This window comes from Streptomyces sp. SAS_281 (assembly GCF_052542855.1).
The window spans coordinates 1-11,411 of the sequence record NZ_JBMNDO010000069.1; the positions used below are offsets into that span (position 1 = coordinate 1).

Annotated in this window: 9 protein-coding genes; 5 read left to right on the forward strand and 4 right to left on the reverse strand. The window is 71.3% G+C overall.

What is annotated here, in order from left to right:
* Positions 1-82: 82 nt before the first annotated feature.
* Genes ACN6LM_RS24060 through ACN6LM_RS24070 form a run of 3 tightly spaced genes read right to left on the reverse strand, consistent with a single transcriptional unit; the run spans position 83 to position 3,090 of the window.
* Positions 83-937 carry a thioredoxin domain-containing protein gene (locus ACN6LM_RS24060; protein WP_445067451.1) on the reverse strand — a complete coding sequence of 285 codons (855 nt, stop codon included), beginning with the start codon at positions 935-937 and terminating at the stop codon, positions 83-85.
* A gap of 49 nt (positions 938-986) precedes the next feature.
* Positions 987-1,706 carry a hypothetical protein gene (locus tag ACN6LM_RS24065; RefSeq protein WP_445067452.1) on the reverse strand — a complete coding sequence of 240 codons (720 nt, stop codon included), beginning with the start codon at positions 1,704-1,706 and terminating at the stop codon, positions 987-989.
* A gap of 58 nt (positions 1,707-1,764) precedes the next feature.
* Positions 1,765-3,090 carry a DUF2252 domain-containing protein gene (locus ACN6LM_RS24070; protein WP_445067453.1) on the reverse strand — a complete coding sequence of 442 codons (1,326 nt, stop codon included), beginning with the start codon at positions 3,088-3,090 and terminating at the stop codon, positions 1,765-1,767.
* Positions 3,091-3,291: 201 nt separating this feature from the next.
* Between ACN6LM_RS24070 and dnaE the strand changes: the two genes are divergently transcribed.
* Positions 3,292-6,828 (forward strand): DNA polymerase III subunit alpha, encoded by a 3,537-nt coding sequence (dnaE, locus tag ACN6LM_RS24075; RefSeq protein ID WP_445067454.1) that lies wholly within the window; start codon positions 3,292-3,294, stop codon positions 6,826-6,828.
* A 76-nt stretch (positions 6,829-6,904) separates the two neighbouring features.
* On the opposite strand, the gene ACN6LM_RS24080 is transcribed toward dnaE, so the two are convergent.
* Entirely contained in the window at positions 6,905-7,084 is a 180-nt protein-coding gene (locus ACN6LM_RS24080; protein ID WP_445067455.1) for a hypothetical protein, read from the reverse strand.
* A gap of 222 nt (positions 7,085-7,306) precedes the next feature.
* On the opposite strand from ACN6LM_RS24080, the gene ACN6LM_RS24085 reads away from it, so the two are divergent.
* The 4 genes from ACN6LM_RS24085 (at position 7,307) to ACN6LM_RS24100 (ending at position 11,285) form a co-directional block, all read left to right on the forward strand.
* Entirely contained in the window at positions 7,307-8,617 is a 1,311-nt protein-coding gene (locus ACN6LM_RS24085; RefSeq protein WP_445067456.1) for an NYN domain-containing protein, read from the forward strand.
* Between the two features lie 154 nt (positions 8,618-8,771).
* Positions 8,772-9,746, forward strand: coding sequence for an ABC transporter ATP-binding protein (locus ACN6LM_RS24090; protein ID WP_445067482.1), 975 nt, complete (start codon positions 8,772-8,774; stop codon positions 9,744-9,746).
* The gene (locus ACN6LM_RS24095) at positions 9,743-10,528 is read left to right on the forward strand and encodes an ABC transporter permease (RefSeq protein WP_445067457.1); all 786 of its coding nucleotides are present in this window, start codon (positions 9,743-9,745) and stop codon (positions 10,526-10,528) included. The genes ACN6LM_RS24090 and ACN6LM_RS24095 overlap by 4 nt, the downstream gene beginning before the upstream one ends.
* Positions 10,529-10,562: 34 nt before the next feature.
* Entirely contained in the window at positions 10,563-11,285 is a 723-nt protein-coding gene (locus ACN6LM_RS24100; RefSeq protein WP_445067458.1) for an ABC transporter permease, read from the forward strand.
* Positions 11,286-11,411: the final 126 nt, after the last annotated feature.

Here is an 11,411-nt window from a genome sequence, read left to right on the forward strand (position 1 = left end):
CTCGGACAGGTCGTGCTGGTACTGCCCGACACCGATCGACTTCGGGTGTCCGGGTCCGCCCCCTTCCGGCGGGAGGCGGGAATCAGCCCTTGAGCGCTGTGGTCATCGCCGTGTTGAACTCGTCCACCGTCATGGGCGCGTTCTTGCCGTCGCTCCCGGTGATCTTCTTGCCGTCCATGACGAGGGTCGGCGTACCGGTCACCTCGTCCTTGTTCTCGTCGAAGCTCTTGGACATCTGCAGGGCCCACGCGTCGTACGTGCCGTCCTCGACGGCCTTCTGGAACCCCTTGTTGCCCTTGAGCTCCTTCACCGAGTCGGCGACCTTGATCAGGTAGCTGTCGTCCTTGAACTTGTCGTCCGCCTCGTCCGGGTGGAACTCCGCCGAGTACAGCGCGCTCTTGTAGGCGAGGAAGGCGTCCGGGCTCACGTTCAGGGCGGCGCCGAGCGCGCTCAGGGCGTTCTTGGAGCCCTCGCCGCGGTTGCCGATGGAGGGCTTGTCGCCGCCCAGGTTGTCGCCGTCGATGAACGAGGCGCCCACGTACTGGATCTTGTACTTGCCGTCCTCGACGTCCTTGGCGATGGTCGAGCCGACGGTCTGCTCGAACGAGGCGCAGATCGGGCAGCGGGAGTCCTCGTACAGCTTCAGGGTCTTCTTCGCGGTGTCCTTGCCGATGACGACGGTGGTGCCGTTCTCGCCCGAGGTGTTCTCGGGCGTGACGACCTTCGCCTTGTCGTCCTTGACCGACTGCCAGTACGACGGCTTGTTCATCTCCATCACGACGTAGCTGATGCCGGCGACGACGGCGAGGCCGGCGACGACCGAGACGCCGACGACGACCTGCCGGCGGGCCTTGTCCTTCTTCGCCTGGCGCTCGCGCTCCGCGCGCAGCCGCTCGCGGGCGGCGGACTTGTTGGCCTGGCTGTTGCGCTTGCTCATGGTGGTGTTCTCCGTGTGGGGTGGGTCGTACGGTGCGGGGCTCGCGTGCTCAGAGGGCACAGGCCCCGAGCGGCGGACCCCTCCGTCCCACGGAGTGCACGAGGAGCCGGGCGAGGGCCGGCAGCAGCGGCCCGGGCGCGACGGCGCGGGCTCCGGCCAGCGGCGAGCGGCCCGCCGCGCGCACCACGGCCACCGCGGTCAGCAGCGGCCGGAACGCCAGCAGCGCTCCCGCCCGGAGCAGCCCGGCGAGCGCCAGCTCCCCGCGGTGCAGCCAGGCGGCGGCGAGCAGCCCGACCGTGACATGGGCGGCCAGCAGCAGCCAGGGGACCAGCGGCCCGGGGGAGGCGAGCAGCGCGGCGGCGCCCTGGCCGCCCGCGGTCACCGAGGCGAGCGGCGTGCCGACGTCGCCGAGCCGGGCGGGCCCGGGGCCGAGGTCGCCGCCGCCGCACAGGACGTCGACGCCCACCGAGCGCAGGGGGCCCGCTATCGGGCCGCCCGCCGCTCCGTAACAGAGGTGCTGGCCGGTGGTGAAGAAGGTGTCGGCGGCCAGCTCCAGGGGGACGAGCAGCCCGGCGATCGCCCCGAAGCCGCGCTGGCGGCCGGCCAGGGCGTAGGCCGCCGCGAAGACGGCCCCGGCCAGCACGGCGACGGGGACCAGGGGCAGGGCGACCTGGGAGAGCAGGACGTGGGACGCGGCGGAGAGCGTCACGACGAGCGCTGTGAAAAGCGCCGCGCGTGCCGCTCTGAGCTGCGTCCCGGATATGTCCATCGCCCAGGAGTGTCGCATGCGAACCTGTAAGCGACCCCTAAAGGTTCCGTTCCGCCGGCTACAGCCCCGGGATGCGGCCGTTGCGGAAGAGGTCCACGAAGATCTGGTGGTCCGCGCGGGCCCGGGCACCGTAGCTGTGGGCGAAGTCCACGAGGAGCTCCCCGAAGCCCTCCTCGTCGGCCGCGATGGCGGCGTCGATCGCCCGCTCCGTGGAGAACGGCACCAGCGAGTGGCCGCTCTCGTCGTCCGCCGCCGCGTGCATCGTCGCCGTGGCCCGGCCGAGGTCGGCGACGACCGCCGCGATCTCGTCGGGCTCGTCGATGTCGGACCAGTCCAGGTCCACCGCGTACGGCGACACCTCGGCGACCAGCTGGCCGGCGCCGTCCAGCTCGGTCCAGCCGAGCCACGGGTCGGCGTGGGCCTGGAGGGCGCGCTGCGAGATCACCGTGCGGTGGCCCTCGTGCCGGAAGTAGCCGCGGACCGCGGGGTCCGTGATGTGCCGGGAGACGGCCGGGGTCTGCGCCTGCTTGAGGTAGATCACCACATCGTTCTCCAGGGCGTCGCTGTTGCCCTCCAGGAGGATGTTGTACGAGGGCAGGCCCGCCGAGCCGATGCCGATGCCGCGCCGGCCCACCACGTCCTTCACCCGGTACGAGTCCGGCCGGGTCAGGCTCGACTCCGGCAGCGTCTCCAGATAGCCGTCGAACGCCGCCAGCACCTTGTACCGCGTCGCCGCGTCCAGGTCGATCGCGCCGCCGCCCTCGGCGAACCGGCGCTCGAAGTCGCGGATCTCGGTCATCGAGTCCAGCAGCGAGAACCGGGTCAGCGAGCGGGCGGTCCGCAGCGCGCCGAGCAGCGGCCCCTCGGCGGTGTCCAGCGTGAACGGCGGCACCTCGTCGTTCTTGGCGCCCGTGGCCAGGGCGCGGACGCGCTCGCGGTAGGCCGCCGCGTAGATCCGTACCAGCTCGGTGATCTGCTCGTCGCCCAGCGCCTTCGCGTACCCCAGCAGGGCGACCGAGCCGGCGAAGCGCTTGAGGTCCCAGGTGAAGGGGCCCACGTACGCCTCGTCGAAGTCGTTCACGTTGAAGACGAGGCGGCCGTTGGCGTCCATGTAGGTGCCGAAGTTCTCCGCGTGGAGGTCGCCGTGGATCCAGACCCGGCCGGTGCGCTCGTCCAGATACGGGCCGCCGTGCCGCTCGTGCTCCAGGTCGTTGTAGAACAGGCAGGCCGTGCCCCGGTAGAACGCGAACGCCGAGCCCGCCATCTTGCGGAACTTGACCCGGAAGGCCGCCGGATCGGCGGCCAGCAGCTCTCCGAAGGCGGTGTCGAAGACCTCGAGAATCTGCTCCCCGCGCCGCTCCGCGCCGGTCTGCGTGTCCGACATCTGTGACTGCCTCCTGGTACCTGGCCTGGGTGATGACGTGCATGACAAAAGGGACGGGTGGTCCCGCCCTTCCAACGCGCGACCGTATCGCGGAGTGCCCGTCGCCGCGCCCCTCGGAGACGTAGACTTCCACGCTGTCCCCCCAGACATCCCGAGACGTCACCCGTCCCGTCATCCACATTTCCCCGGAGGCACAGCGCCGTGACCAAGCCGCCCTTCACGCACCTTCACGTCCACACCCAGTACTCGCTGCTGGACGGTGCCGCGCGGCTCAAGGACATGTTCAACGCGTGCAACGACATGGGCATGACCCATATCGCCATGACGGACCACGGCAACCTGCACGGGGCGTACGACTTCTTCCACTCGGCGAAGAAGGCGGACGTGACGCCGATCATCGGCATCGAGGCGTACGTGGCGCCCGAGTCGCGCAAGCACAAGCGGAAGATCCAGTGGGGCCAGCCGCACCAGAAGCGCGACGACGTCTCCGGTTCGGGTGGTTACACCCACAAGACGATCTGGGCGGCGAACGCGACCGGTCTGCACAACCTCTTCAAGCTGTCCTCCGACGCCTACGCCGAGGGCTGGCTCCAGAAGTGGCCGCGTATGGACAAGGAGACCATCGCCCAGTGGTCCGAGGGCCTGATCGCGTCCACCGGCTGCCCCTCCGGCGAGGTCCAGACGCGGCTGCGGCTCGGCCAGTTCGACGAGGCGCTGAAGGCGGCGTCCGACTACAAGGACATCTTCGGCGAAGGGCGCTACTTCCTGGAGCTGATGGACCACGGCATCGAGATCGAGCGCCGGGTCCGCGACGGGCTCCTGGAGATCGGCAGGAAGCTCTCCATCCCGCCGCTCGTGACGAACGACTCGCACTACACGTACGCCTCCGAGGCGACCGCGCACGACGCCCTGCTCTGCATCCAGACCGGCAAGAACCTCTCCGACCCGGACCGCTTCCGCTTCGACGGCACCGGCTACTACCTCAAGACCACGGAGGAGATGTACGGCGTCGACTCCTCCGACGCCTGGCAGGAGGGGTGCGCCAACACCCTCCTGGTCGCCGAGCAGATCGACACCTCCGGGATGTTCGAGAAGCGCGACCTGATGCCGAAGTTCGACATCCCCGAGGGCTACACGGAGATCACCTGGTTCCAGGAGGAGGTCCGGGTCGGGATGAACCGCCGTTTCCCGAACGGCGTCCCCGAGGACCGGCAGAAGCAGGTCGAGTACGAGATGGACATCATCATCCAGATGGGGTTCCCGGGATACTTCCTGGTCGTCGCCGACTTCATCATGTGGGCCAAGAACAACGGCATCGCGGTCGGCCCCGGCCGAGGCTCCGCGGCCGGTTCGATCGTCTCGTACGCGATGGGCATCACCGACCTCGACCCGATCGAGCACGGACTGATCTTCGAGCGGTTCCTCAACCCCGAGCGCGTCTCCATGCCCGACGTCGACATCGACTTCGACGAGCGCAGGCGCGTCGAGGTCATCCGGTACGTGACGGAGAAGTACGGCGCCGACAAGGTCGCCATGATCGGCACCTACGGCAAGATCAAGGCCAAGAACGCGATCAAGGACTCCGCCCGCGTCCTCGGCTACCCGTACGCCATGGGCGACCGGCTCACCAAGGCCATGCCCGCCGACGTCCTCGGCAAGGGCATCGACCTCAACGGCATCACCGACCCCAGCCACCCGCGTTACAGCGAGGCGGGCGAGATCCGGGGGATGTACGAGAACGAGCCGGACGTCAAGAAGGTCATCGACACCGCCAAGGGCGTCGAGGGCCTGGTCCGGCAGATGGGCGTGCACGCCGCCGGCGTCATCATGTCCAGCGAGCCGATCGTGGACCACGCCCCGGTCTGGGTGCGGCACACCGACGGCGTCACCATCACGCAGTGGGACTACCCGCAGTGCGAATCGCTCGGCCTGCTGAAGATGGACTTCCTGGGGCTGCGCAACCTGACGATCATGGACGACGCCATCAAGATGGTGAAGTCCAACAAGGGCATCGACCTGGAGATGCTCGCCCTGCCGCTGGACGACCCCAAGACGTACGAGCTGCTGTGCCGCGGTGACACGCTCGGCGTGTTCCAGTTCGACGGCGGGCCGATGCGCTCCCTGCTGCGCCAGATGCAGCCCGACAACTTCGAGGACATCTCCGCCGTCTCGGCCCTGTACCGGCCGGGCCCGATGGGCATGAACTCGCACACGAACTACGCCGAGCGCAAGAACGGCCGCCAGGAGATCACCCCGATCCACCCTGAGCTGGAGGAACCGCTCAAGGAGGTCCTGGGCCTCACCTACGGCCTGATCGTGTACCAGGAGCAGGTGCAGAAGGCCGCCCAGATCGTCGCCGGCTACTCGCTCGGCGAGGCCGACATCCTGCGCCGCGTGATGGGCAAGAAGAAGCCCGAGGAGCTGGCGAAGAACTTCGTCCTCTTCGAGGCCGGCGCCAAGAAGAAGGGCTTCTCGGACGCGGCGATCAAGGCGCTCTGGGACGTCCTGGTCCCGTTCGCCGGGTACGCGTTCAACAAGGCGCACTCCTCCGCGTACGGCCTGGTCACCTACTGGACCGCGTACCTCAAGGCGAACTACCCCGCCGAGTACATGGCCGCCCTGCTGACCTCGGTCAAGGACGACAAGGACAAGTCCGCCGTCTACCTCAACGAGTGCCGGCGCATGGGCATCAAGGTGCTCCCGCCGAACGTCAACGAGTCGGAGTCCAACTTCGCCGCCCAGGGTGACGACGTGATCCTCTTCGGGCTCACGGCCGTCCGCAACGTCGGCCAGAACGTCGTGGACTCGATCATCCGGTGCCGCAAGGCGAAGGGGAAGTACAGCTCGTTCCCCGACTTCCTGGACAAGGTCGAGGCCGTCGTCTGCAACAAGCGGACCGTGGAATCCCTCATCAAGGCCGGTGCCTTCGACGAGATGGGCCACACCCGCAAGGGGCTCGTCGCCCACCACGAACCCATGATCGACAACGTGGTGCAGGTCAAGCGCAAGGAGGCCGAGGGGCAGTTCGACCTCTTCGGCGGCGGCGAGGAGGACAGCGACGAGCCGGGCTTCGGGCTCGACGTGGAGTTCTCCGACGTCGAGTGGGAGAAGTCCTACCTGCTGGCCCAGGAACGCGAGATGCTCGGGCTCTACGTCTCCGACCACCCGCTGTTCGGTCTGGAGCACGTCCTGTCCGACAAGTCGGACGCGGCGATCTCGCAGCTCACCGGCGGCGAGCACGCCGACGGCGCGATCGTCACCGTGGGCGGCATCATCTCCGGCCTCCAGCGCAAGATGACCAAGCAGGGCAACGCCTGGGCCATCGCCACCGTGGAGGACCTGGCCGGCTCCATCGAGTGCATGTTCTTCCCCGCCACCTACCAGCTGGTCTCCACCCAGCTCGTCGAGGACACCGTCGTCTTCGTCAAGGGGCGCCTCGACAAGCGCGAGGACGTGCCGCGCCTGGTCGCCATGGAGATGCAGGTCCCCGACATCTCCAACGCGGGGACCAACGCTCCCGTCGTCCTGACCATCCCCACGGTCCGGGTGACCCCGCCCATGGTCAGCCGGCTCGGCGAGGTGCTGAACAGCCACCGGGGCGACACCGAGGTGCGCATCCGGCTCCAGGGCCCCCGCAAGACCACGGTGCTCCGGCTCGACCGGCACCGGGTGAAGCCGGACCCGGCGCTCTTCGGCGACCTGAAGGTGCTGCTCGGGCCGTCCTGCCTGGCGGGCTGAGCACCGACGTACGAGAGGGGCGGCTCCGCTTGCGCGGGGGCGCCCCTCTCGGTGTGCCGGCCTTGCCGGAGTCCGGTCAGTTGTGGCCGAAGCGCCGCTGATGCTTACGTGCGACATCGGCAGGGCTGCCCTGCGCCTGGGACTCCATCGAGCTCCGCGCCTCGGTGGCCGTCGAGCGCGCCTCCTGGGTACCGCGCTCCGCCTGCGAAGCGCGGTCCTGCTGGCTGCCCTGCTTGCGGTTCTTGTTCTTGGCCATGGTGTTCCTCCTATAAGGACTCTCGGGGCCAGGACCACCGTCAGATTCACACAATCGGATAAACATCGCATGTCGGATCATTACCGTGCGTAGCGACGGGGTATGATGCGCGCTTTTCGCGATACGCCACGCCGATGATCGAGTTCCGGCCGTTAACCCCGGCGTGGTCGGGCAGACTCGAAGGAACCTTGAGAAAACCCGATCCCGAATGGCTGGAAGAGGGTGGAACGCGTGGACCGTTGCGTCGTCCTGGTGGACGCCGGCTACCTGCTGGGCGCAGCCGCGAGTCTGCTGGCAGGAGAGCCCGCCCGGTCCCGCATCACCGTCGACCACGCGGCCCTCATCCAGCAGTTGCGCGAACGCGCCGAGGCCGACACCGCGCAGCCGCTGCTGCGGATCTACTGGTTCGACGGCGCCCCCGACCGCGTCCCGCAGCCCGAGCACCGCAGGCTGCGCGTGATGCCCCGGGTCACCGTCCGGCTGGGCGCCCTGACCCGCAGTGACGGACGCTGGGCGCAGAAGGGCGTCGACGCGGCGATGCACGCCGAGCTCACCGAGCTCGCCCGCAACCGCGCCTGCTCCGACGTGGTCCTGGTGACCGGCGACGGCGACCTGCTGCCCGGCCTGATGTCCGCCAAGGAACACGGCGTCGCCGTCCACCTCTGGGCCGTCCAGGCCGCCGACGGCGACTACAACCAGTCCGAGGACCTGGTCGCCGAGGCCGACGAGCGCCGCGTCCTGGACCGCGCCTGGATCACCCAGGCCGTCCGGGCCAAGGAGACCGGCGGCCCCTGCGCCCCACCGCCCGCCCCGCGCCCCGAGATCGCCGCGATCCTCTCCGCCCCGCTGCCCGAATCGGCCCTCGCCGCCTCCGCCGAGCGCGCGTCCCGGGCCGCCGCACAGGCCGAGGCGGCCCGCGACGACGAGGAGGCGGCCCCCCGGCCAGGTGAGAGCTCCGCCCAGCCCGTGCACGGGCACGGCGCCAAGGGCGTGCCCACCCCGAAGGACCTCGCCGGCACCCTGCGCGGGCCCGCCGGACCGGCCGAGCGGCATCCCGCCCCGCAGCCCGCGGCGACCCTGCGCTGGTCGTCCGACCGGGGCTGGGTGGAGCGCGGCGGCCCGCTGGGCGAACCGGCGGAGACCGCGTCCCTGCCGACCCTCGCCCAGCTCACCAGCGCCGAGCAGCGCTGGGCCGACCGCGAGGAGGACATCACCACGGTCGGCGGCGACCCCTTCGAGGTGGGCCAGGTCTTCGCCCGGCGCTGGATGGAGCGGCTCCCGGAGACCGGCCACCTGCCGAAGCTCTCCGCCCTCTACCCGCGCATCCCGCACCGCATCGACGGCGAACTCCTCCGGTACGCGGCCCGCTTCGGCCTCCTCGCCCACAAGGACGACCAGATCGACGAACACGACCGGTACGCGATCAGGGCGGGCTTCTGGCGCGAGATCGACGTACGGGCCGCCGCCGACCACGCCCCGGTGACCGAGCGGGCGGTGGAGAAGGCGGGGAAGGCCGGACCCTCCGGAGACTGAGTCCGCACCCGCCCGAGGGCCGCTCGACCCGGCCGCCCCCGGGCGCGTCGATGTCCGATCGGTGCGGCCCCGGGCGTAATGCCGGTCCTCGGACCCCGTACCCTCGTACCTCGTGAGTACGGGGACAGCACAGGCGCCGACGGCGAGCGGCACCGTGTGCGCGGTGCGCGATCTGGTGAAGACCTACCCCCCGGTCCGGGGCCGCCGCGGCGCGCCCGCGACCCCCGAGGTGCGCGCCACCGACGGCATCAGCCTCGACGTCCGGCGCGGTGAGATCTTCGGACTGCTCGGGCCCAACGGGGCCGGCAAGTCCACCCTCGTACGCCAGCTCACCGGGCTCATGCGGCCCGACTCCGGCAGCGTCGACATCCTCGGCCACGACCTCGTGCGCCACCCCGAGCGGGCCTCCCGGCTGATCGGCTACCTCGGGCAGGAGTCCACCGCGCTGGACGAGCTGACCGTCGCCCTGGCCGCCGAGACCACCGGGCGGCTGCGCGGGCTTCCACTGCGCGAGGCCCGGGCCGAGCGCGACGCGGTCCTGGACGAGCTCGGCCTCACCGGCCTCGCGGACCGGCCGCTGAAGAAGCTCTCCGGCGGCCAGCGGCGCCTCGCCTGCTTCGCCGCCGCGCTCGTCGGGGAGCGTCCCGTGCTCGTCCTGGACGAGCCGACGACCGGCATGGACCCGGTGGCACGGCGCGCCGTCTGGGCCGCCGTCGACCGCCGGCGCGCGGAGCGCGGTGCGACGGTCCTGCTCGTCACCCACAACGTCATCGAGGCCGAGACCGTCCTCGACCGGGTCGCCGTCATCGAACGCGGCAAGGTCATCGCCTGCGACACCCCCGCCGGGCTCAAGGAACGCGTCGCCGGGGAGGTCCGGGTCGAGCTGGTGTGGCGCGAGCGCGCCCCGCTGGAGATCCCCGAGGTCGCGGCCCTGCGGGCGAGTGCGCAGGAGTCCGGGCGGCGCTGGGCGCTGCGGCTCGCGCCCGACGAGGCACGCGCGGCGGTCGCCGCGGTCACCGGGGGCGCGGCCTTCGCGGCGCTCGACGACTTCAGCCTGGCGACGCCGAGCCTGGAGGACGTCTACCTCGCGCTCGGCGGCGGCGCGACCAAGGGACTGGTGAAGGCATGAGCGGAATCGGTGCGGTGGCCGGGGCGGCGGCGCCGCTGGCCCCCCGGGCCCGGCTGTTCCCCTCCCTCGCGGCCGTCTACCGCGCCCAGCTCTCCCGGGCCCGGGTGGCCCGCATCCCGCTGCTCTTCGTGGCGACCTTCCAGTCCGTCGGGATCATGATCCTCATGCGCGGGGTGGTGGACGGCGGCTCCGAGGCGCGGGCCGTCGTCGCCGGGTCCAGCGTCCTGGTCGTCGCCTTCGTCGCGCTGAACCTCCTCGCCCAGTACTTCGGGCAGCTCCGGGCGGGCGGCGGGCTCGACCACTACGCCACCCTGCCCGTGCCGCCCGCCGCCGTCGTGCTCGGTGCGGCGGGGGCGTACGCCTCCTTCACCGTGCCGGGGACCGTGGTCACGGCGGTGACCGGCAGCGTGCTGTTCGGGCTGCCGATGGCGCATCTGTGGGTGCTCGTGGCCGTCGTGCCGCTGTCCGGCGCGGCGCTCTCGGGCCTCGGCGCCGCCCTGGGGCTCCTCGCGCCGCGCCAGGAACTCGCCACTCTGCTCGGGCAGCTGGGCATGTCCGCCGCGCTCCTGCTGGGCGTCCTGCCGGCCGACCGGCTGCCGGAGCCGGTGGGCTGGGCGCGCGACCTGCTGCCGTCCACGTACGGGGTGGAGGCGCTGGCCCGGTCCTTCGGCGCCCGTCCCGACTGGGCGGTCGTCGCGCTCGACCTCGCGGTCTGCGCCGTCGTCGGTGTGGTCTCGCTCGCCGTGGCCACCTGGGCGTACCGCAGGGCGGCGGTCCGGTGAGGCGCGGCTCGTGGGCGCCTGGCACGATGGCACGGTGACCGCACCTCTGACGCCGCCGAACCGGCCCTCGTCCGACGACCACCACGCGTGGCAGAAGCCGGCACCCGGGGGTGAGCCCGGCGGTGTTCCGTACGGTTCCCACCTGGCGCCCTCGCCGGGGGTGGACCGGGACGAGCTGCGGGCGGATCTGCGGCGGGCGGGCGTCGTCGCGGCCGTGGTGACCGTCGCGGGTGTGCTGATGGGGCTGCTGTGGCTGTGGCTGGCGCCCCGGGTGCCGCTCATCTCCGACAACACCGCGGTGTTCCTCAACGACAGCGAGGGCGAGGAGGCGATCGGGGCCGACGGCACGTTCGCCCTGCTCGGGCTGGCGTTCGGGGCGGTCTCGGCGGGGCTCGTGTTCTGGTTCCACCGGCGCGGCGGGATCTGGCTGACAGTGGGTCTCGCGGTCGGCAGCGTGCTCGGGTCGCTGCTGGCGTGGCAGCTCGGAACGCGGCTCGGGCCCACGTCCGACGTGGTCGCGCACGCGCGGGAGGTCGGCAAGGGGGTCGTGTTCGACGCGCCCTTGGAGATGCACGCGCACGGGGTGCTGCTGGCCTGGGGGCTGGCGGCGATGGTGGTGCATCTGGGGTTGACCGCGGCGTGGGGGCCGCGGGAGTTCGAGGGGGAGTGGGCGACGTACGGGGGGTGGGGACCGGGGGCGCCTTCGGCGCCTTCGGCGCCGTCGTCCGGGTCCTCCGCGCCGCGCGACGGGGCGTAGGGGCCGCTGCGCGGGCTTGTTCCCCTACCCGCCCCTTCCCGAAACGGGGGTCCGCCCCGGGCCCCGGTCCTCAAGCGCCGGACGGGCTGGGGGTTTGGGGCTCCGCCCCGGGTCCCGGTGGTCTAG